Consider the following 20825-nt stretch of genomic DNA (forward strand, 5'->3'; position numbering starts at 1 on the left):
GCCGGCATCCGCGACCTGCCGGGCCAGCCGCCGGTTGGCCAGCATGCCGGCCACGTGGAGGTCTTCGACCACGATCGTGCCGTACTCGCGGGCCAACCCGGTAGTCAGCTTGTGCAGGCCGTCACGCCGCAAGTTCGCCACCCGCGCATGCGCTGCAGCGACCTGCCGGCGGGCGCGTTCCCACCGACGTGAGGGCCGCCGGCCGGTGCGCCGGTCCGGGCCGACACGCCGGGACAGCCGCCGGGACAGCCGCCGCATCCGCTGCGCCGCCTCGTCCAGATGCCTCGGGTTGGGCACCATCTCGCCAGTGGACAAGACCGCCAGGTGGGTGATCCCCACATCGACACCGACCACCGCGTGCGGGCGCGTCGGGGTGCGCTCGGCCCGCTCGATTTCGACGCAGAACGCGACATGCCACCGCCCGCCGTCACGGCGTACGGTCGCGGACAGGATCCGAGCCGTGCCCGCCTCCAAGCGGCGGGCGAGCTTGCGGGCGGACTCGTGCAGCTTGAGCCGGCCCAGCCGGGGCAGCACCACATGCTTACGGTCCGGCTCCACCCGGATCGCACCCGTGGTGAACCGAACACTCGGCGTGCTGCGACGACGGGACTTGAACCGCGGGAACCCGACTCGCCGACCGGCCCGCTTGCCTGCCCGGGAGTCCGACCAGTTCTTCAACCCGCGGGCCAGGTTGTCCAGGCCGGTGTTGAACGCCTCCTTCGAGCACTCCGGCCACCACGGCGCCACATCCGACTTCGCCTGGTTCCACGCCTTACGCAAGGCCGCGAGATTCCACCCGAGGGCCGGGGTCAGCAGCTCCTCAGGCGTGCCGTAGGAGCGTTCCGCGGCACGCTGGTCCATGACCGCCTTCACCCTGGCCAGAGCCCAGTTGTACGCCACCCTCGCCGCGCCCGCATGCGCCAGCACCGCCCGCTCCTGAGCCGGGGTCAGATCGAGCGCAAAACGATACGCCTGCACACTGCGCACACCCACCCCCACTCACCCCCCTTCGGGATCAGTGTTGGCGACGGGTACGACACACCCGCAGCCCCTCGCCCAAACACCGCAGCAGAACACGTCTCTGCCGCCTACAAAACACTCCCTCGGCAGCAGTTGACACCCCCGTCCACGGTCGACGCAGGCCCGGGTGTCCGCTTCAGCACTCCTGCGCGCCCCGCCGGGTCGCTCCGGCGCTCGCACCTCCCGGCGGAGCCGCTCCGGCCGCCTTCCGCGCGGGCGGCGTCGCGGCCGGTCAGGCAGGGGCGGCGGCCAGGGCCCGGCGGCACAGCCGGTCGGCGGTCCGGGTGGTCTCCGGCAGCCGGTACCGCGGCGTCAACGCCAGCACCCGGTCCACCGCGTTGTCCAGGCTGATCCGGTGCCCGACGCTGACGAACACCGGCTTGACCCCGTCCCGGGTACGCAGCACCCGGCCGACCACCTCGCCGCCGTCCCGCAGCGGGCTCCCGTCGCCCCGGCGCGGCCCCGGCTCCACCCACGTGCCGACCAGCGGCGTCTTCCCGACCCCGATCGCGGGCAGGCCGGTGACCACACCGAGATGGCAGGCCAACCCGAACCGGCGCGGGTGCGCCAGCCCGTGCCCGTCGCAGACCATCAGGTCGGGTCGGACGGCCAGCCGGTCCAGGGCGTCCAGCAGCGCGGGCAGCTCGCGGAAGGCGAACAGCCCCGGCACGTACCCGAAGGCGGGGCGGCCCACGCTCACCGCCTCGTCCACCACTGCCAGGGTGGCGGCGTCGAGCACCGTCACGGCCGCAGCCAGCCGGTCACCGCTTTCCGAGTACGCCACGTCCAGGCCGGCCACCGTCGCGGGCGCGGTCGGGCCCGGCCCGACCAGGTCCACCCGCACCCGCAACTCCTCCTGTACGCGCAGCGCCTCCGCGATGTCGGCGGGCGGGACGTGGCGTACTCCGGCGGCTGCCTGGTCTGAGGTTGCCTGTCCCGGCGCTGTCTGTCCTGCGGCTGCCTGCTTTGGCGCTGCCTGTTCCGGCGCTGGTTGTTGCGGGGCTGCCGGCTGTCGGGGCGTCACCTCCGGCCGGACCGCCGGCCGGCCTGAGCGAACGCGATCCCGAAGACCACCCCGAGGCCGATGCCCAGCGCGATCCCGGCGGCCCCACCGATGGTCAGCCACCCGATCACCAGGCCGAGCAGGATCCCCGCCACCCAGATCAGGGCCAGGTGCAGGTTCGGCGAACTCGTCACCCGCTCACCGTAGCCAGCGACCCGCCCCCGCACGCCCGCTCTCCGGGCCCGCGTCCCCCCGACGTGCACGTCGGCGCTTCCGGCGGTAGCCGTGACTCTGCCTGTCATCCGTGAGCTTCGTCCAGGTCGGGGGTGCGGTACCGGAAAGTGTGCCGGCACGCCCGTTGCCGACCCCGGCGGTCGTTCACTGCCCGATCCGCCCGTCGATCCGCTCACGCAGCAGGTCGGCGTGGCCGTTGTGCCGCGCGTACTCCTCGATCATGTGAACCAGCAGCTCGCGCAGCGAGATCGTCAGGTCGCCCCGGTGTCCCTTGGCGCCCAGGTCCGCGGCCTCGGCGACGAACCGATCGGCGTACTGGACCTCCGCCCGCCAGGTCGCCCACGCCTCCTCGACCACCGCCGGGTCGGCCACGGCGCCGTCGAAGTCGGCGTCCGGGTCCGCCTCGGTGCGCCAGATCCGGGGCGCGTCCTCGCCGGCCATCGTGCGGCGGAACCAGCCCCGCTCCACCTCGGCGAGGTGCCGGACCAGCCCCAGCAGGGACATCGTCGACGGCGGTACGGCGCGACGCGCCAACTGCTCCGCGTCGAGGTCCGCGCACTTGAGCTCCAGCGTGAGGCGCTGGTCTCGGAGGTAGTTGACCAGGATGCTCGACTCGTCGTCGAACCCGCCTTCGGACCGCGGGTCGTCGTCAGGGTGGAGGAACATGTTCTCCCAGCCGAAACGGCGCTGTTGGTTCTCCCCGCTGGTAGTCGCATCAGCCATGCCAGGACCCTTGTCCCCGGGTCCGCCACCCGCAACGCATTTCTGGCCGTCCGTGATCAGGAGGGGCTGGAGGCGATGGTCGCGCCGGTCGCCCGCCTGCTGCAACTGCTCTCAAACATCACGTACGTCCTCCGCCGGATGCCGGCGATCAGCGCCGCTTCTTCGACCGTGTATGGGCGCCCCTCGGCGATAGCGACGTCCTCAGTCGCCTTGACCGTCTCGTAGAGAGCGAATATCGCCCCGTCGCCCTTGAGATCGTGCCCCCGTTCTTCCTCGGGTCCGCTGGACGAACTGCTCCGCTGTGGGCACGAAGATGTCGCCGCCCATGGCGAAGAGGATCTCGTCCACGATGTCATTGGCCGGCCTCCAGCCGCCCGTTGTCCGGTCCAAGCGCCAAGCCGTCAGCCCACCCTCGGGCGTAGGGATCTTCGCGCTGGACCAGGCCGGCGAGTGGTTCTCGGCCCGGACATCGGCGCGGCCCTCACCACCGCGCTGCTCGGCCGGGCTCCCGCCCGGGTACCCGACGACGGGACCTGGTGAGGGGGTCAACCGCCGAGTGGCCGGGCGGCGTCCTGGTAGAACACGGTCGGGCAGGGCGCTGCGGCGCCGGCGGGCCAGGCTGGCCCGCCGGACGGCGTGGCTACAGCGCCAGGCCGGTCAGCACCATCACCCGCTGCTCGGTGTAGTCGTCCATCGCGCTGCGCAGCCCTTCCCGGCCGACGCCGGAGCCCTTCACCCCGCCGTACGGCATCTGGTCGGCCCGGTACGACGGCACGTCGCCGACTATCACCCCGCCGACCTCCAGGGTCTGGGCGGCGGTGAACGCGACGTCCAGTCGATGGGTGAACACGCCGGCCTGCAGCCCGTACGCGGAGTCGTTGACGGCGGCGAACGCGGCCTCGTCGTCGGCGACCGGGGCGACCACCAGCACCGGCCCGAAGACCTCCTCCCGGCAGACCTTGGCGTCCGCCGGCACCCCGGACAGCACGGTCGGCGGGTAGGTGGCCCCCTCCCGGCGTCCGCCGACCTCGATGGTGCCGCCGGCAGCGACCGCCTCGTCCACCCAGGCCTCGACCCGTTCCGCGGCCTCCACGGAGACCAGCGGCCCGACGTCGGTCAACTCGGAGGCGGGGTCGCCGGCGCGCAGTTCCTGCACGGCGGCGACCAGCCGAGGCAGAAACCCGTCGTAGAGCCATTCGTGCACGTAGACCCGCTGCACGGCAATGCACGACTGGCCGGCCTGGTAGTTGGAGAAGGTGGCGATGCGGTGAGCGGCGAAGGTGAGGTCCTCATCGGAGGACCAGTCTGCGCAGATCACCGCCGCGGCGTTGCCGCCGAGTTCCAGGGTGACGTGCTTGTCAGGGGCGGCCCGGCGGATGGCCGCGCCGACCGGCCCGGAGCCGGTGAACGACACCACCGGCAGCCGCGGGTCGGCGACCAGTTCGGCGGCACGTTCGTTGGGCAGCGGCAGGACCGAGAACATCCCCTCGGGGAGCGCGGTCTCGGCGAGGATCTCGCCGAGCAGCAGCGCGGAGAGCGGGGTGGCCGGGGCGGGCTTGACGATGATGGGCGCGCCGACGGCGATGGCCGGGGCGACCTTGTGCGCGACCAGGTTCAGCGGGAAGTTGAACGGGGCGATGCCCAGCACGGGGCCGCGGGGCACCCGCCGGACCAGGGCGATCCGGCCGGTGGCGGCCGGATCGGTGTCCAGGCGTTGCAGCTCGCCGGAGAAGCGCCGAGCCTCCTCGGCCGCCCAGCGGAAGGTGGAGACGGCCCGGCCGACCTCGGCCTTCGCCCACTTGACCGGCTTGCCGTTCTCGGCGGTGATCAGCGCGGCGACCTCGTCGGCCCGTTCGGCGAGCCGGCGGGAGACGTGGTCGAGGGCGGCGGCGCGGACGTGCGCGGGCAGGGCCGCGCCCTCCGCGGCCACCCGGGCGGCTGCCGCGACGGCGGCTTCGACCTGGTCGGGCGTGGCGAGGGTGGTACGGCCCACCGTGCGCCCGTCGTAGGGGTGGGTGACGGTCAGTTCGCCCGCACCGTGGGTGGGGCGGCCGGCGACGTAGAAGGCTCTGGGCTCCACGTCCGGCAGCGTAGACCACCCGAGCTCGCGCGGAAACAGTTGCTCAAGGCCTTGTCTGCCGCGAATTCAGTAGCCAAGATGGCAGTCAGATTGCGATAACCTCCGCTGACTCTTCCCCCGGCCACCCCTCGGAGACTTTTGATGAGCGATCAGCAGCAGCTGCGCAACTTTGTCAACGGCGAGTACGTCGACCCGGTGGACGGCGGCTACGCCGACCTGATCGACCCCTGTACGGGCGAGGTGTTCGCCCAGGCGCCGGTGTCCGGGGCGGCGGACGTGGACGCGGCGATGAAGGCCGCATCCGCCGCGTTCGAGGGCTGGCGCGACGCCACCCCCGGGGAGCGGCAGAAGGCCCTGCTCAAGCTCGCCGACGCGGTGGAGGCCCGGGCGGCCGAGCTGGTCGACGCCGAGGTACGCAACACCGGTAAGCCCCGCCAGCTCACCGCCGACGAGGAGCTGCCGCCGGCAGTGGACCAGTTCCGCTTCTTCGCCGGCGCGGCCCGCCTGCTGGAGGGGCGCTCGGCCGGCGAGTACATGGCCGGGCACACCTCGTACGTGCGGCGTGAGCCGATCGGCGTCTGCGCCCAGGTCACCCCGTGGAACTACCCGCTGATGATGGCGGTCTGGAAGATCGCGCCGGCCCTCGCGGCCGGCAACACGGTGGTGCTCAAGCCGTCGGACACCACGCCGGTGTCGACGCTGCTGCTGGCGGAGATCGCGTCGGAGTTCCTTCCGCCGGGCGTGTTCAACGTGGTCTGCGGCGACCGGGACACCGGCCGCGCCCTGGTCGCCCACCCGACGCCGCAGTTAGTCTCGATCACCGGCTCGACTCGGGCCGGCATGGAGGTCGCCACCGCGGCCGCACCCGACCTGAAGCGGACGCACCTGGAGCTGGGCGGCAAGGCCCCAGTCGTGATCTTCGACGACGCGGACATCGCGGCGGCGGCCGAGGCGATCGCCGTCGGCGGCTACTTCAACGCCGGCCAGGACTGCACCGCCGCCACCCGGGTGCTCGCCGGCCCCGGCATCTACGACGACTTCGTGGCCGCGCTCGCCGAGCAGGCCCGGAACACGAAGACCGGCGCGCCGGACGACGAGGACGTGCTCTACGGCCCGCTGAACAACGCCAACCAGCTCTCGCGGGTGCGCGGATTCGTCGACCGGCTGCCGGACCACGCGAGCGTCGAGACCGGCGGCTCGCAGCTCGGCGAGCGGGGCTACTTCTACGCGCCGACCGTGGTCTCCGGCGTTCGGCAGCAGGACGAGATCATCCAGGACGAGGTGTTCGGCCCGGTCATCACCGTGCAGCGGTTCTCCGACGAGGACGAGGCGGTGCGCTGGGCCAACGGCGTGGACTACGGCCTCTCCGCCTCGGTCTGGACGAAGGACCACGGCCGGGCGATGCGGATGACCCGCCGGCTCGACTTCGGCTGCGTCTGGGTGAACACCCACATCCCGTTCGTTTCCGAGATGCCGCACGGCGGCTTCAAGCACTCCGGACACGGCAAGGACCTCTCGGTCTACAGCCTGGAGGACTACACCCGGATCAAGCACGTCATGCACAACATCGAGGGCTGAGCTTTGTCGAGCGAGGAACTGCACAAGCGGCGCGGGGCGGCGGTCGCCCGGGGCGTCGGGAGCACCATCACCGCGTACGTGGACCGCGCGGGCGGGGGCACCATCACCGACGTCGACGGGCGGGAGTGGATCGACTTCGCCGCCGGCATCGCGGTGACCAACGTCGGCAACTCCGCCCCCCGGGTGGTCGAGGCGGTACGCGCGCAGGTCGAGCGCTTCACCCACACCTGCTTCATGGTCGCCCCGTACGAGTCGTACGTGGCGGTCTGCGAGCAGCTCAACGCGCTGACTCCGGGGAGCTTCGAGAAGCGCTCGGCATTGTTCAACTCCGGCGCCGAGGCGGTGGAGAATGCCGTCAAGATCGCGCGGCACGCCACCGGGCGTCCGGCCGTGGTGGTCTTCGACCACGCGTACCACGGCCGGACCAACCTGACCATGGCGCTGACCGCGAAGAACATGCCGTACAAGCACCGGTTCGGGCCGTTCGCCGGGGAGATCTACCGGGTGCCGATGTCGTACCCGCTGCGCGACGGCGGGCTGGACGGCGCGACCGCGGCGGCGCGGGCGATCGAGATGGTGGAGAAGCAGGTGGGCGCGGAGAACGTGGCCGCGCTGCTGATCGAGCCGATCCAGGGCGAGGGCGGCTTCGTCGTACCGGCCGAGGGCTTCCTGCCGGCGCTGCGCGAGTGGGCGACGGCGGCCGGGGTGGTGTTCGTCGCCGACGAGATCCAGACCGGCTTCTGCCGCACCGGCGACTGGTTCGCCTGTCAGCACGAGGGCGTGGAACCGGACCTGGTCACCCTGGCCAAGGGCATGGCCGGGGGCCTGCCCCTGGCGGCGGTGACCGGCCGGGCGGAGCTGATGGACGCGGTGCATGTCGGCGGCCTCGGCGGCACGTACGGGGGTAACCCGATCGCCTGCGCGGCCGCCCTCGCGGCCATCGAGACCATGCACGAGCTGGACCTGGCCGCTGCCGCCCGGCGGATCGGTCAGGTGATGGGCGACCGGCTGCGGGCCGTCGCCGCCCGCGACCCGCGCATCGCGGAGGTACGCGGCCGCGGCGCGATGCTCGCCGTGGAGATCGTGCAGCCGGGCACCGTCATCCCGGACCCGGCCGCCACCGCGGCGATCTCGGCGGCGTGCCACGCCGCCGGCCTGCTCACCCTCACCTGCGGCACGTACGGCAACGTGCTGCGCTTCCTGCCCCCGCTCGTCATCTCCGACGACGAGCTGGCCCGTGGCCTGGACATCCTGGAGGCCGCCTTCGGCTGACCCCGGTCAGCCCCGGTCGTGGAACACCATGGGCGTCGATCTCCCCCAGGTGCCGCCCATGGTGTTCCACCCACCGTCCGGTCCCCCTGCCCAGCGGCAGATCCCGGCAGTACGCGGCGACGCCGTGGGCAAACGCCTACCGAGCCATGCGCCGCAACTCCCCCACGGTCTCGGCGACGAGCTCCTCGGCCAGCCCACCCCTCCGCTCCTCGGCGGTCCGCCACACCGCGGCGACGTCGTCGGCGCTCGTCCCGGACGCGCGGCACGCTCGCCGACGAACGCCGGCTTGAGCCGGAGCAGGCAGGCCCTCGTCGTCGCCGTCGACCCGCGCCTCATCGGTCGAGAAGTCCGGCGCCGCCAGGTTGAGGTCGCCGTGCCGGGAAGCCGGCCAGCAGCGGCACGAGGGCGGCATCGCCGCCACAGCATGCCGACCGGCACCGCCGGCTCGAGGAACCTGCACCGGAACGGGGCCGACTCTTCGACAGGCCCGGTATCGCCGGCGGCCAGCGCCTGCTCGGCTCGCCGTAAGTAGTCGGTCAGGACGCTCAGGCCGACACATCACGGCCTCCCTCCGACACGTCCGATCCTCCACAGGGGTCCCGTGCGTCCCAGTCCTGTTCTATAGTCCTACTGTCGTAGGACAATAGAAGGGCGTCGTGTGATCGAGTTCGTACTGGACGGCCGGTCCAAGGTGAACACCTATGTGCAGCTGATCCAGCAGGTCAAACAGGCCCTGCGAGTGGGGCTGCTGACGCCCGGCGACCAGTTGCCGAAGGTCCGCGACGTCGCGCAGTCGCTGGCCATCAACCCGAACACAGTGCTGAAGGCGTACCGCGAACTGGAGATCGAAGGTCTGGTCGAGGGCCGCCCCGGCGTGGGTACCTTCGTCCGCCGGACCGTCGCCGGTTCGGCGTTGGCCGATCAGGCCGAACTCCGCGAGGAGCTCGTGGCCTGGCTACACCGTGCCCGCGCCGCGGGACTCACCCCGGAAGACGTCACCGCCCTGGTCGAGACCACCATGCGGGCCGCGCTCGCCGCCGAGACGGCGCGCGCCCAACCCGCCTCAGCAGGATGAGAGGACAGCTGATGGAGATCGCGTTGGAGGCCGAGCAGCTCGGCAAACGGTACGGCAGAACCTGGGCGCTGCGGGACTGCTCGCTGCGCCTGCCCGCCGGGCGGATCGCCGCCCTCGTCGGACCCAACGGTGCCGGCAAGAGCACGCTGCTGCACCTGGCGGTCGGCCTGCTGCGGCCGGACGCCGGCTCAGTGCGGATCTTCGGCGAGACGCCGTACGCCACCCCGTCGGTGCTGCCCGAGGTCGGTTTCGTCGCCCAGGACACCCCGCTCTACCGCGACTTCACCGCGGCCGAGCTGGTGGAGCTGGGCCGCCGGATGAACAAGCGCTGGGACGGGGCGCTCGCCCGGAACCGGCTGGCCCAGCTGGGCATCCCGCCGAAGCTGCCCGTCGGAAAGCTGTCCGGCGGCCAGCGGGCGCAGGTCGCGCTGGCGCTCGCACTCGCGAAGCGGCCCCGGCTGCTGCTCCTCGACGAACCGGTCGCCAGCCTGGATCCGCTGGCGCGCCGGGAGTTCCTGCAGTCGCTGATGGGCAGCGTCGCCGACTCCGAGACGACCGTGCTGCTCTCCTCGCACCTGCTGGCCGACCTGGAACGGGTCTGCGACTACCTGGTCGTGCTGCAGGCCGCCCGGGTGCACCTGGCGGGCGCGGTCGACGACCTGGTCGCCGCACACCGGCAGCTGGTCGGTCCCCGGCACGGCGGCGAGCCGATCGAGGGGGTCGACACGGTGGTCCGGGCGAGCCACACCGCCCGGCAGTCGACACTGCTGGTCCGCACGAGCGGTGATGCCCTTTCTCCGGAATGGACGGTGCACGACGTGACCCTGGAGGACCTCGTGCTGGCGTACCTCGCCGAGGGTGTAACCACCACGAGCCACGCGGCCTGGGAGGTGCCGGCATGACCTGGCTGGCCTGGCGGCAGCACCGCAAGCAGCTGCTCTTCACCCTTCTCGGCTTCGCCGCGCTGGCGGCCCTGATGATCCCGATCGGCCTGTCGATGCGGCACAGCTTCACCGAGCTCGGGCTGCCGGACTGCGTCGACAAGCTGGCGCGTTCGACGGTCGATCCGGTCACCGCGAACGGCTGCGACTCGGCGTTCCGCCAGTTCACCAACCGGTACGCCAGCCTGAACCTGGTGGCCGTCCTGCTCATCGTCCTGCCGGCGCTCGTCGGTCTGTTCTGGGGCGCCCCGCTGGTCGCCCGGGAGGTGGAGCAGGGCACGCACCGGTTCGCCTGGACGCAGGGCGTCGGCCGGACGCGGTGGGCCCTGGTGAAGTTCGGCCTGGCCGTCGCGGTCACGGTGACCCTGGCGATCGGCTACGGACTGGGCATGGCCTGGTGGGTCAGCCCGCTGACCCAGGCCGCGCACGAGGGCCGCCTCGGCCCCATCGTCTTCGACCTGCAGGGCATCACCCCGATCGGCTACACCCTCTTCGCGGTGGCGCTCGGCATCTTCGCCGGCACCCTCTGGCGTCGGATGCTGCCCGCCATGGGGGTCACGCTGGCCGCGTTCATCGGGGTCCGGGCGGCGGTGGCGATCCTGGCCAGACCGCACTACCAGCCCGCTCGCACCCTCACCTTCCCGATCGAGGGGGCGGAACCCCTGCAGGCGGACCGGGGCAACTGGGTCCTCGCCAGCGGCGTGCGCAACCCGGACGGGGAGATGGTGGCGGCCGACACCCGGATCATGTGTCCGCCGGGCGGCCAGGGACCGAATGGCGGCCGCTGCGGGTCCGAACTCGGTGCCCAGCCCGGTGCCTACAACTGGGAGCTGTACCAGCCGGGGGACCGGTTCTGGCTGTTCCAGTGGATCGAGACCGGCATCTTCGTCGCCCTTGCCGCGCTCCTGCTCTACCTGGCCCTGCGCCGCGTCCGCCGCATCGCCTGAACCGTGCGGTGCAACACCATGGCGGTCACCGAATCCGGAGACCGCCATGGTGTTCCACGGCTCAGCCGAGCAGTTCCACCACGTTGCGGCGAACCAGGTTCTTGCCGGGCTCGCGGATGAGGTCCATCGCGGCCGCGTTGAGCAGGACGCAGCTGCCTGAGGGGCCGGTCACGGTCACCGTCACGGCCTTGCCGTTGTCCAGGTTGGTCACCCGCAACCGGGTACCCGCGGGGAACTGGCCGCTGGTCGCCGCCGGAGCGCCGGCCTCGCCCGAGAACGTGATCGGACCGCCGCACACCGTCCGGCCGGCCGCACCGCCCGGCCGAGCAGGGGCGCCCGGCTGGGCGTTGCCGGGCCGGGTCTCGCCGGCACCCGGCCTGGCCGGCTGGGTCGCCGGTCCGTCGAGCCGCTCCACCACGTTGCGCCGGATCACGTTCCTGCCCGGCTCCCGGACCAGGTCCATCGCGGCCGCGTTGAGCAGCACGCAACTGCCCGACGGGCCGGTCACCGTCACCGTCACCGCCCGGCGGTTGTCCAGGTTGGTCACCCGCAGCCGGGTGCCCACCGGGAACCGGTCACTGGTCGCCGCCGGTGCCCCGCCCTCCGCCGAGAAGGTCACCGGCCCCTGGCACACGCTCGCCCGGGCTGGCGTGGTGTCGGCGAAACCGAGACCCGTGCCGAGCGCCACCGCCGCCGCGGCGACCGCCGCCACCCCACCCGCCAGTACGTGCTTCCGCTGCACCCACACCGCAAACTCCCGTCGTCCGTCGGCCTGACTTCGCCGACTGGTACGGCGTGGGAGCGCTGCTCGTTCACCGCTATGCCGACCGGTGAACAATTCCGAGTTTTATCCGCTTCCAGACCGTTTGTCGCGTCTGATGGGACTCTGCGGCTCCTTCACCGACAGAGGTGTTCCATGACGTCTTCCCGTTGTCGTTCGCGCCTGAGCCTCGCCGGCCTGGCGCTGCTCGCCACCATGGCGGTAACGGCCGGCTGCGCCACGTCGGTCACCCGGCCGACCTCCGCCGCCGCGGCGGTGCAGCCGATCGCCACCACAACGCCCACTCCCACCACTCCGCCCGACCTCCTGTCCCTCCTCCGCGAGCAGCAGCAGGTGCCGGTGCTCCCGGCCGACGTGCCCCGCAGCACGGCCGACCCGTACGGGCAGGTGCCGCCCGGCCGGGCCGCCGGGCCGGGCCAGCTCGACCCGACCTTCGGCATCCGGGGCGTCGCGGTCACCCGGTTCGCCGACCGGGCGGTGCAGGCCAACGATCTGGCGGTCCTACCGGACGGCTCGATCGTCGCGGTCGGTGGTGACCAGAACGGCGAAAGCCCGGATTTCCTGCTGGCCAGGTACCGCTGCGACGGCACGCTGGACACCGGGTTCGGCGAGAACGGCCGGGTGGTCACCCCGCTGCCGCCGGTTGGCGGCGGTGGCGCGCGGGCGGTCGCGCTCACCCCGAGGGGCGATCTGGTGGTGGTCGGCACCGCCGGCCTCGGGCCCGACCAGTACGGCTTCGCGGTGGCCCGCTACCGGCCCGACGGCCAACTGGACCGGCGGTTCGGGGTTGGCGGCATCACGGTGGCACCGGTCGGCCCGCTCCGTCAGGGCGGCGCGAACGACGTGGTCGTCCTCCCCGACGGACGGATCCTGGCCGCCGGTGGGGCGAACGACGCCCAGGGCAACCCCGGCTTCGCCGCCGCCCGGTTCCTGCCCGACGGCCGGCTGGACCCGAGCTTCGGCACCGGCGGCTGGACGATCGTGCCGATGCCCGGCAACGACGCCGGTGCCTTCGCCCTCGGTGTGCAGCGGAACGGTCGGATCGTGCTCGGCGGCGTCGCCAACTTCGGGGTCAGCTGGTTCGCGCTGGCCCGCCTCACCGAACAGGGACGACTGGATCCCAGCTTCGGCATCGCCGGGAGGGTGCTGGAACGCTTCCCGGGCGCCGGCATCAACGGCCTCAACGACCTGGTCCTGGACCCGGCGGGACGGATCATCGCGGCGGGCGTCACCGGCAACCTCAACGACTCGAGCGGCTTCGGACTGATGCGGTTCCGTCCCGAGGGCGCACTCGACCGGACGTTCGGGGACGGCACCGGCCGGGTGCGCACCGATTTCGAGGGCAGAGCGGGCGCGAACGGGGTGCTGCTCCGACCGGGCGGCCGGCTCGTCGCGGTCGGCCAGGCGTTCCCGAATGTCGCGCTGGCCGGCTACCTGCCGAACGGCGAACTGGACCAGAGCTTCGGCACCGACGGCCGCACTGTCACCGCGGCCGGAACGATCTCCGCCGCCTCGTCCGTCGCGCTCCAGTTCGGCCGGCGGCTCGTGGTTGCCGGGGTGACCGGGAACGACACGCTCAGCGACGCCGCCTTCCTGGCGGCCCGCTACGGACTGATCCGGGGCCCGCTGCCCAGATGCTGCGAGCGGACTCCGTCGGTCAACGGGCTGGGCTGAGCGCCCTGCCGACCGGTCCGGGTGGTGAAGGTGCGCCCACCCGGACCGGTCGACCCATCGGTCGCGGCCGGGCCCGCAGAGCTCAGATGTCGTTCTGCCAGCCGCGCTTGATGGCTACGGCCGGCCGTGGCTCCCCCTTGGCCAGCACCCGCCAGAACCGCTCCGGCTCCGCGTGGTCGCGCAGCGACAGCTCGACACCGACCCGTACCCGGCGGTCGTCGGGCACCCAGGCGACCAGGTGGCGGTCACCGCTGACCAACTGGAGCTGCACCATCATCCGTTCCCGCGTCCCGACCACCACGACCGTCCCCTCCGTGCGCACCGGCCCGCCCGCTGCGGGCCGACGAACAGGATGGGCGCCCGTCGATCCGCCCGGCAACCGGTATTGGCGATCACGGGTGAGCTGGGTCACCATGGGCGCGAGGAGGTCGCCCATGGCTGACCCGTGGCTCGCCCTGGAATTCGGCGCCGATCCGGCGGAGCGGATCGCGCAGGTCGGCGCCGCCCACGAGGCGTTCCTCGCCGGACACGCCACCGCGGACCGGGTCCGGGAAGTGGTCCGCCGGTCCTGGGAACGGTCCGCGCTGCTCGACCCGGAGACCACCGCCCCGGTCGACCTGGCCGACGACGCCCTCGAGAGCTACCGCGCCGCCCACCCGCTCGCCCGGGTGCTGCCGCTCTTCCGCGACCTGCTCGGCGGGATCGCCCAGGACGGCGCGCACCTGATGGCAGTCTGCGACGCGTACGGGCGGCTGCTCTGGGTGGAGGGGCATCCGGGGGTGCTCCGGCACGCCGAGCGGATGAACTTCGTGCCCGGCGCCCGGTGGGACGAGACCCACGCCGGCACCAACGCCCCCGGCACCGCCCTCGCCGTCGACCACAGCGTGCAGATCTTCGCCACCGAGCACTTCGTCCGGCCGGTGCAGCGCTGGACCTGCGCCGCCGCCCCCATCCACGATCCGACCACCGGCCGGCTGCTCGGCGCGGTCGACATCACCGGCGGCGACCACCTGGCCACCCCGCAGAGCCTCGCGCTGGTCCGGGCCACCGCCCGCGCGGCCGAGGCGTTCCTGGCCGGCGCGGCACCGGCCGACCCGGACGTGCTGCACGTCGCCGCCCTCGGCCGCGACGAGGCGGAGCTGCGCATCGGCGGGCGGCGGATCCGGCTCGGCCGCCGGCACAGCGAGCTGCTGGTGCTGCTGCTCGACCACCCGGAAGGCCGCTCCGGCGAGCAGCTCGGCATCGACCTGTACGGCGATGACCGGCTGCACCCGGTCACCCTCCGCGCCGAACTGTCCCGGCTGCGCCGGGCACTCGGCGAGGAGCTGCTCGACTCCCGCCCGTACCGGCTCCGGGCGACCGTGCGCGCCGACTTCCGTACCGTCACCCAGCTGCTGGAACACGGCGACCCGGCGGGGGCGCTGCAGGCGTACCCGGGGCCGTTGCTGCCCGGGTCGGACGCGCCGGGAGTCGCCCGACTGCGCCGCCTGGTCGACGGGCAGCTACGCGCGGCCGTGCTGGCCACCGCGGACCCGGCGCTGCTCGCGGCCTGGACCGCGACGCCCGCCGGCGCCGACGACCTCACCGCGTGGCAGGCCCTGGCCCGGGCGTTGCCGCCGGGCGCGCCCCGCCGGCCCCTCGCCGTCGCGCGCGCCCACCAGCTGGCCCAGGAGTACGACCTGCCGCGCGCAACGTTGCTGCAACGTCGGGGAAACTAACGTCCTCCGCCATCCACCACCCACGGACGGCGGAGGTACCCATGACGCGCTACGACGCCCCCACCCACTGGCAATCCCGCTACGACCACTTCATCGGCGGCGAGTACGTGAAGCCGCACGGCGGCCGGTACTTCGAGAACCCCAGCCCGGTGACCGGGCAGGCCTTCTGCGAGGTGGCCCGGGGCACCGCCGAGGACGTCGAGAAGGCCCTCGACGCCGCGCACGGCGCCGCCGACGCCTGGGGCCGCACCTCCGTCGCCGACCGGGCGCTGATCCTCAACCGCATCGCCGACCGGATGCAGGAGAACCTGGAATCCCTGGCCATCGCCGAGACCTGGGAGAACGGCAAGCCGGTACGGGAGACCCTGGCCGCCGACATCCCCCTGGCGATCGACCACTTCCGCTACTTCGCGGGCGCGATCCGGGCCCAGGAGGGCTCGCTCGGCGAGATCGACGACGACACCGTCGCCTACCACTTCCACGAGCCGCTGGGGGTGGTCGGGCAGATCATCCCGTGGAACTTCCCGCTGCTCATGGCCGTCTGGAAGCTGGCCCCGGCGCTCGCCGCCGGCAACGCGGTGGTGCTCAAGCCCGCCGAGCAGACCCCGGCGTCGATCCACTACCTGCTCTCACTCGTCGCCGACCTGCTGCCGCCCGGCGTGGTGAACGTGGTCAACGGCTTCGGCGTCGAGGCGGGCAAGCCGCTCGCCTCCTCCCCGCGGGTGGCCAAGGTGGCGTTCACCGGCGAGACCACCACCGGGCGGCTGATCATGCAGTACGCCAGCGAGAACATCAAACCCGTCACGCTGGAACTGGGCGGCAAGAGCCCGAACATCTTCTTCGACGACGTCAGCGCGCTCTCCGATGACTTCCGGGACAAGGCCCTGGAAGGCTTCACCATGTTCGCCCTCAACCAGGGCGAGGTCTGCACCTGCCCGTCCCGGGCGCTGATCCAGCAGGGCCACTACTCCGAATTCCTCGCCGCCGCGGTGTCCCGCACGCAGCAGATCAAGCAGGGGCACCCGCTGGACACCGAGACGATGATCGGCGCGCAGGCGTCCAACGACCAACTGGAGAAGATCCTGTCCTACCTGGACATCGGCCGGCAGGAGGGCGCGAAGGTGCTCACCGGCGGCGCCCGGGCGGACCTCGGCGGCGAACTGTCGGGCGGGTACTACGTCGAACCAACGATCTTCGAGGGCGACAACTCGATGCGGATCTTCCAGGAGGAGATCTTCGGCCCGGTGGTCTCGGTGACCTCCTTCGCCGACCTGGACGACGCCGTCAAGATCGCCAACGACACCCTCTACGGCCTCGGTGCGGGCGTCTGGACGCGGGACATCAACACCGCGTACCGGGCCGGCCGGGCGATCCAGGCCGGCCGGGTGTGGACGAACTGCTACCACGCCTACCCGGCGCACGCCGCGTTCGGCGGGTACAAGCAGTCCGGCATCGGCCGGGAGAACCACAAGGTGATGTTGGAGCACTACCAGCAGACCAAGAACCTGCTGGTCAGCTACTCCCCGAAGAAGCTGGGCTTCTTCTGATGGGTGACCCCGTCAGCCTGACTCCCGCAGCGGCCGAGTTGATCCGGTCGCTGCGGGAGGCGCACGGCCCGCTCATGTTCCACCAGTCCGGCGGCTGCTGCGACGGCAGCGCCCCGATGTGCTACCCGGCCGGCGAGTTCCGTACCGGCGGGTCGGACGTGCTGCTCGCCTCGCTCTCCGTGGACGGCGTCCCCGAACCGGTCGAGTTCTGGATGTCGAAGTCCCAGTGGGAGCTGTGGAAACACACCAGGCTCACGGTCGACGTGGTCCCCGGCCGAGGCAGCGGCTTCTCCCTGGAAGCCCCCGAGGGCCTCCGCTTCCTCATCCGATCCCACCTCGCCTGACCAGCCCGGGGCCTCCTACAACAGGGGCCCCGGTGTCCGTCACGCCGATCGTTACTCGTCGCAGCCGTACCCGTCGTGGTCGTGGTCGTGGTCGTGGTCGTGGTCGAGCCTGGGGCATCCGTACGACGATTCCCCGAGGGCAACAGCATCACCGGCTGTCGCGCCCCTCCGACGGGTCGGCCCTGGTGCAGCGGGAAGTCAAGCGATCTGGCGGAGGTCATCCCCGTAGTCGAAGATGATCCGCAACTTCGCGCCGAGCGCGTTCGCGTACCGGCCCAGCGTGGCCACCTCGTTCACATCGAGGTCACCGTTCTCGATCTGGCTGACCCGACCGGGGGTGACGCCCATGAGCTCGGCCACCTGCCGCTGCGTGAGCCCCAGCCGCTTCCGCTCCTCGGCGAGGTGGAAGGCGTTCACCCAGGCCTCGGTCCGGGTCCGCTCCTCCTCGTAGGCAGCGTCGTCACCGCCGAGGTCGGCCCGCACCTCGTCCCAGTCGTAGAACTCTGTCACGACTCCCCCCTTCGCTCGCGCTCAACGTCGAGCCAAGTTTTGTACGCGACCTCCGCCAGCGGGATGTTCTGCTGATACCAGCGAGTCCAGCTGCCCGCCTTGTTCCCCGCGACCAAGAGCACCGCCTGCGACCAGGGGTCGAAGACGAAGAGAATGCGGATCGCCACGTCCCGCCCCGACCGGGGCCGAAGTTCCTTGAGGTTGCTGATACTGCTGCCCCGGAGCGTGTCCACGAGCGGCCGTCCCAACCCCGGCCCGACCTCCGCCAGCTTGTCCACGGCCACCCGCACGCTCTCGTACGACCCGGGATCGGTTCGACGCAGGTCTCGTAGCCACTGGCGGAGCTCACCGGTGACTCGGACCGACCAACGCCCCTTGGCAGCACCCACCCCTCAACTATAGCCCGAACTAAACCTGAGGGAGGGGGTCAGCGGGCGTCGAGGAGCGGTTGGTGGGGGTTCCAGGGTGGGCCGCCGGCGGCGTCGCGGCGGCGGCGGGCGATCGCCGACAGGGCCTCCAGGACGACCCGGTTGCCGAGGTAGGCGGTGATGTCGGCGTGGTCGTACGGCGGGGCCACCTCGACCACGTCCACGCCGACCACGGGCAGCTCGTAGCAGACCCGGCGCACCGCGTCGAGGAGTTGGCGCGAGGTGAACCCGCCCGGCTCGGGGGTGCCGGTGCCGGGGGCCATGCCGGGGTCGACCACGTCGACGTCGACGGAGAGGAACACCCCCTCGCACTCGTCCGTGGCGATCCCGAACGCCTCCGAGAGGCAGGAATCCAGCCCGCGAGCCACGATCTCGGTCATCTCGTACGAGCGCATCCGCTGCTCGGCCATCCAGGAGAGGGTTTCCGGACCCGGCCAGTAGCCGCGCAGGCCGATCTGGAGGAAGCGGTCGCCGCGTACCGCGCCGGACTCGATGAGCCGGCGCATCGGCTGGCCGTGCCCGTGCAGGGAGCCGAACTCGATGTCCCCGGTGTCCGCATGGGCGTCGAAGTGCACCAACGAGACCCGGCCGAAGCCGTGCTGCCGGGCCACCCCGGTGGCGTCCGGCAGGGCGATGGAGTGGTCGCCGCCGAGCACGATCGGGATCGCCCCGGCCCGGGAGACCGCGTGCACCGCCGACTCCAGCGCGGCCAGCGACCGCTCGATGTCGCCGGAGAACATCTCCACGTCACCGGCGTCGTACACGCAGAGGTCCTGCAAGCCGTCGACCCGCATGGCCAGGGACGGGCGGGAGCCGTCGTGCGGCAGGTAGCAGGCCTGCCGGATGGCGGACGGACCGAACCGGGTGCCGGGCCGGTGCGAGGTGCCGCCGTCGAACGGCGCACCGACGATCACGACGTCGGCGTCCGCGTAGGTCACCGGCTCCTCGATGGTGCATGGCGGCACCCCGAGGAACGTCACGTCGGGGCCGAACATCGGGCCGTAGCGGGTCATCGCTCCTCCATCCCCCACGGCGAGCCGTAGCCGGTCAGCAGGTCGAGGAAGGGTACCGGCGGGAACGCCTCCGGGCCGAGCACGCCGGCGCCGGACCAGGCGCCGGTGGCGAGCAGTTCCAGCGCGACGACCGGGTTGACCGCGGTCTGCCAGACCACCGCCTGGTGGCCGTACTCCCGCATGGACCACTCGTTGTCGACCACGTGGTAGAGGTAGACCTTCCGGGGCCGGCCGTCAGTGCCGGTGCCGGTCACGTACGTGCCGGCGCAGGTCTTGCCGCGCATCCGGTCGCCGAGGGTGGCCGGGTCGGGCAGGCTGGCGGCGACGACATCGCGGGGAGCGACCGAGACGCCGCCCACCTGCACCGGTGACGTGGTGTCGAGGCCGAGCTTGTGCAGGGTCTTCAGCACCTCGATGAACTCGTCGCCGAGGCCGTACTTGAAGGTGACCCGCTTCGCCTTGACCCAGCGCGGGATGAGCAGCACCTCCTCGTGCTCCACGTTGACGCACTCGACCGGGCCGATCCCTTCCGGGAAGTCGAACACCTCCGGCTCGCTGAACGGCTCGGTGGTGTACCAGCCCCGCGCGGACTCCCAGATCACCGGCGGGTTCAGGCACTCCTCGATGGTGGTCCAGATGGAGAACGAGGGGGCGAAGTCGTAGCCGTCGACGGTCAGGTTGGCGCCGTCGCGTACGCCGATCTCGTCGATCTCGGTGAAGAGCTCGTCGGCGGCGTAGCGGGCGAAGACGTCGGAGAGGCCGGGCTCCACGCCGATGCCGCAGAGCGCGAGCCGGCCGGCGTCGGCCCAGGCCGCGGCCGCCGCGAACTGCTCGTCACCGAGCTTCACCCCGGTCTCCGCGTACGGCGTGGTCGGGTGCGGGCGGGACAGCGACATCGCCATGTCGAGGTAGTGGGCCCCGGCGGCGAAGGCCCCGTCGAAGATCGGCATGACGAAGCGCGGGTCGACCGCGTTGAGCACGTGGGTGATCCGGTGCTCGCGGCAGAGCGCGGCGACCGCGTCGGCCGAGGAGGCGTCGAGCCGGGCGGCGACGAAGCGCTCGCCGTGCCCGGCGACCGCCCGCTCGGCGCGGGCCAGGTCGTAGTCGGCGACCAGGACGGTCTCGTAGAAGGAACGGCGGGCGGCGATGGCGACGGCGGCGGAGCCGACGCCGCCGGCGCCGACGAGCAGGATGCGCATCAGGAATCGAACCCCAGTCCAAGACGATCGAGAGTACGGAGCCAGAGGTTGCGTCGCCCCTCCCGCGCGTCGGCGCGGGCGAGCGACCAGCGGGTGAGGTTGATGCCGGTGGCCCGGAACGGTTCCGGCGGGAACGGCAGCGGCTTGCTGCGGACCAGGTCGAGCCGGGTCAGCGGGGTCTCCGCGCCGCCGAGCAGGTCGAGCATGACCCGGGCGCCGAACCGGGTCGCCCCGACGCCCAGCCCGGTGAACCCGGCCGCGTACGCCAGCCGTCCCTCGTACGCGGTGCCGAAGAACGGGCAGAACCGGGTGCAGGTGTCGATGACGCCACCCCAGCGGTGGCTGAAGGTCAGGTCCGCCAGTTGGGGAAAGGTGGTGAAGAAATGGGCGGCCAGGGCGGTGGAGGTGGCCTCGCGCTGCTCGAGCGACGGGGCCATCCGGTTGCCGTAGTGGTAGACCGCGTCGTAGCCGCCGAAGAGGATCCGGCCGTCGGTGGTGATCCGGTAGTAGTGGAACTGGTTGCCGGTGTCGGCCAGCCCCTGCCGGTTCGTCCAGCCGATCGACTCGCGCTGGGCCGGCGTGAGCGGTTCGGTCATCAGGGCGTAGTCGTAGACCGGCACCAGCCAGGCGCGCAGCCGGCGCAGCAGCGGCGGGAACGCGTTGGTGGCCAGCACCACCTGCCTGGCCAGGACGGTGCCGGGCGGTCCGTCGGGGCCGCCGGCCGTGGTCGCCCGCAGC

Annotated in this window: 22 protein-coding genes; 9 read left to right on the plus strand and 13 right to left on the minus strand. The window is 72.2% G+C overall.

What is annotated here, in order from left to right:
- The 5 genes from tnpB to ACWEVO_RS07440 form a co-directional block, all read right to left on the minus strand.
- Positions 1 to 993: IS607 family element RNA-guided endonuclease TnpB (gene tnpB, locus ACWEVO_RS07420; RefSeq protein ID WP_452306721.1), on the minus strand; the 993-nt coding region annotated here is incomplete at its 3' end.
- Between the two features lie 259 nt (positions 994 to 1252).
- Entirely contained in the window at positions 1253 to 1864 is a 612-nt protein-coding gene (gene nfi, locus ACWEVO_RS07425) for a deoxyribonuclease V (RefSeq protein WP_452306722.1), read from the minus strand.
- Between the two features lie 176 nt (positions 1865 to 2040).
- Complete coding sequence (locus tag ACWEVO_RS07430) at positions 2041 to 2217, minus strand: hypothetical protein (RefSeq protein WP_452306723.1); 177 nt, start codon at positions 2215 to 2217, stop codon at positions 2041 to 2043.
- Positions 2218 to 2401: 184 nt separating this feature from the next.
- Positions 2402 to 2980, minus strand: coding sequence for a DinB family protein (locus tag ACWEVO_RS07435; protein ID WP_452306724.1), 579 nt, complete (start codon positions 2978 to 2980; stop codon positions 2402 to 2404).
- 640 nt (positions 2981 to 3620) lie between these two features.
- Positions 3621 to 5060, minus strand: coding sequence for an aldehyde dehydrogenase family protein (locus ACWEVO_RS07440; protein ID WP_452306725.1), 1440 nt, complete (start codon positions 5058 to 5060; stop codon positions 3621 to 3623).
- 141 nt (positions 5061 to 5201) lie between these two features.
- Between ACWEVO_RS07440 and ACWEVO_RS07445 the strand changes: the two genes are divergently transcribed.
- Together ACWEVO_RS07445 and gabT are read left to right on the plus strand one after the other, a co-directional pair.
- Positions 5202 to 6638, plus strand: coding sequence for a gamma-aminobutyraldehyde dehydrogenase (locus ACWEVO_RS07445; protein WP_452306726.1), 1437 nt, complete (start codon positions 5202 to 5204; stop codon positions 6636 to 6638).
- A 3-nt stretch (positions 6639 to 6641) separates the two neighbouring features.
- The gene (gabT, locus tag ACWEVO_RS07450; RefSeq protein ID WP_452306727.1) at positions 6642 to 7910 is read left to right on the plus strand and encodes a 4-aminobutyrate--2-oxoglutarate transaminase; all 1269 of its coding nucleotides are present in this window, start codon (positions 6642 to 6644) and stop codon (positions 7908 to 7910) included.
- A gap of 136 nt (positions 7911 to 8046) precedes the next feature.
- On the opposite strand, the gene ACWEVO_RS07455 is transcribed toward gabT, so the two are convergent.
- Positions 8047 to 8322 carry a hypothetical protein gene (locus ACWEVO_RS07455; RefSeq protein WP_452306728.1) on the minus strand — a complete coding sequence of 92 codons (276 nt, stop codon included), beginning with the start codon at positions 8320 to 8322 and terminating at the stop codon, positions 8047 to 8049.
- 246 nt (positions 8323 to 8568) lie between these two features.
- Here ACWEVO_RS07455 and ACWEVO_RS07460 point away from each other — a divergent pair, with 246 nt between their 5' ends.
- The 3 genes from ACWEVO_RS07460 to ACWEVO_RS07470 are packed head-to-tail and all read left to right on the plus strand — an operon-like array spanning position 8569 to position 10873.
- Positions 8569 to 8985 (plus strand): GntR family transcriptional regulator, encoded by a 417-nt coding sequence (locus tag ACWEVO_RS07460; protein WP_452306729.1) that lies wholly within the window; start codon positions 8569 to 8571, stop codon positions 8983 to 8985.
- 11 nt (positions 8986 to 8996) lie between these two features.
- A complete protein-coding gene (locus ACWEVO_RS07465) occupies positions 8997 to 9887 on the plus strand; it encodes an ABC transporter ATP-binding protein (protein ID WP_452306730.1) in 891 nt (296 codons plus the stop codon).
- Complete coding sequence (locus ACWEVO_RS07470; RefSeq protein ID WP_452306731.1) at positions 9884 to 10873, plus strand: ABC transporter permease; 990 nt, start codon at positions 9884 to 9886, stop codon at positions 10871 to 10873. Before ACWEVO_RS07465 ends, ACWEVO_RS07470 begins: the two co-directional genes overlap by 4 nt.
- Positions 10874 to 10934: 61 nt before the next feature.
- Here ACWEVO_RS07470 and ACWEVO_RS07475 read toward each other — a convergent pair whose 3' ends face one another.
- On the minus strand, positions 10935 to 11621 hold the full coding sequence (locus ACWEVO_RS07475) for a hypothetical protein (protein ID WP_452306732.1): 687 nt from the start codon (positions 11619 to 11621) through the stop codon (positions 10935 to 10937).
- Between the two features lie 168 nt (positions 11622 to 11789).
- Between ACWEVO_RS07475 and ACWEVO_RS07480 the strand changes: the two genes are divergently transcribed.
- The gene (locus tag ACWEVO_RS07480; protein ID WP_452306733.1) at positions 11790 to 13328 is read left to right on the plus strand and encodes a hypothetical protein; all 1539 of its coding nucleotides are present in this window, start codon (positions 11790 to 11792) and stop codon (positions 13326 to 13328) included.
- Between the two features lie 82 nt (positions 13329 to 13410).
- Here ACWEVO_RS07480 and ACWEVO_RS07485 read toward each other — a convergent pair whose 3' ends face one another.
- Positions 13411 to 13650: a hypothetical protein gene (locus ACWEVO_RS07485; RefSeq protein ID WP_452306734.1), complete on the minus strand. Its 240-nt coding sequence runs from the start codon at positions 13648 to 13650 to the stop codon at positions 13411 to 13413.
- A 112-nt stretch (positions 13651 to 13762) separates the two neighbouring features.
- Here ACWEVO_RS07485 and ACWEVO_RS07490 point away from each other — a divergent pair, with 112 nt between their 5' ends.
- Genes ACWEVO_RS07490 through ACWEVO_RS07500 form a run of 3 tightly spaced genes read left to right on the plus strand, consistent with a single transcriptional unit; the run spans position 13763 to position 16937 of the window.
- On the plus strand, positions 13763 to 15046 hold the full coding sequence (locus tag ACWEVO_RS07490) for a GAF domain-containing protein (RefSeq protein WP_452306735.1): 1284 nt from the start codon (positions 13763 to 13765) through the stop codon (positions 15044 to 15046).
- 41 nt (positions 15047 to 15087) lie between these two features.
- Positions 15088 to 16593, plus strand: coding sequence for an aldehyde dehydrogenase (gene adh / locus ACWEVO_RS07495; RefSeq protein ID WP_452306736.1), 1506 nt, complete (start codon positions 15088 to 15090; stop codon positions 16591 to 16593).
- Positions 16593 to 16937, plus strand: a complete 345-nt coding sequence (locus tag ACWEVO_RS07500) for a DUF779 domain-containing protein (RefSeq protein WP_452306737.1) — start codon at positions 16593 to 16595, stop codon at positions 16935 to 16937. The genes adh and ACWEVO_RS07500 overlap by 1 nt, the downstream gene beginning before the upstream one ends.
- Before the next feature lie 198 nt (positions 16938 to 17135).
- Here ACWEVO_RS07500 and ACWEVO_RS07505 read toward each other — a convergent pair whose 3' ends face one another.
- The 5 genes from ACWEVO_RS07505 to ACWEVO_RS07525 form a co-directional block, all read right to left on the minus strand.
- Positions 17136 to 17447: a helix-turn-helix domain-containing protein gene (locus tag ACWEVO_RS07505; RefSeq protein WP_452306738.1), complete on the minus strand. Its 312-nt coding sequence runs from the start codon at positions 17445 to 17447 to the stop codon at positions 17136 to 17138.
- Positions 17444 to 17836: a type II toxin-antitoxin system RelE/ParE family toxin gene (locus ACWEVO_RS07510; RefSeq protein ID WP_452306739.1), complete on the minus strand. Its 393-nt coding sequence runs from the start codon at positions 17834 to 17836 to the stop codon at positions 17444 to 17446. The genes ACWEVO_RS07505 and ACWEVO_RS07510 overlap by 4 nt, the downstream gene beginning before the upstream one ends.
- A 38-nt stretch (positions 17837 to 17874) precedes the next feature.
- Positions 17875 to 18888 (minus strand): agmatinase, encoded by a 1014-nt coding sequence (gene speB, locus ACWEVO_RS07515; protein ID WP_452306740.1) that lies wholly within the window; start codon positions 18886 to 18888, stop codon positions 17875 to 17877.
- Positions 18885 to 20087 (minus strand): saccharopine dehydrogenase family protein, encoded by a 1203-nt coding sequence (locus tag ACWEVO_RS07520; protein WP_452306741.1) that lies wholly within the window; start codon positions 20085 to 20087, stop codon positions 18885 to 18887. The genes speB and ACWEVO_RS07520 overlap by 4 nt, the downstream gene beginning before the upstream one ends.
- Positions 20087 to 20825 (minus strand): NAD(P)/FAD-dependent oxidoreductase (locus ACWEVO_RS07525; protein WP_452306742.1); only part of this gene is annotated, 739 nt, incomplete at its 5' end. The genes ACWEVO_RS07525 and ACWEVO_RS07520, both read right to left, overlap by 1 nt.

Source organism: Micromonospora sp. NPDC003776 (assembly GCF_053605645.1).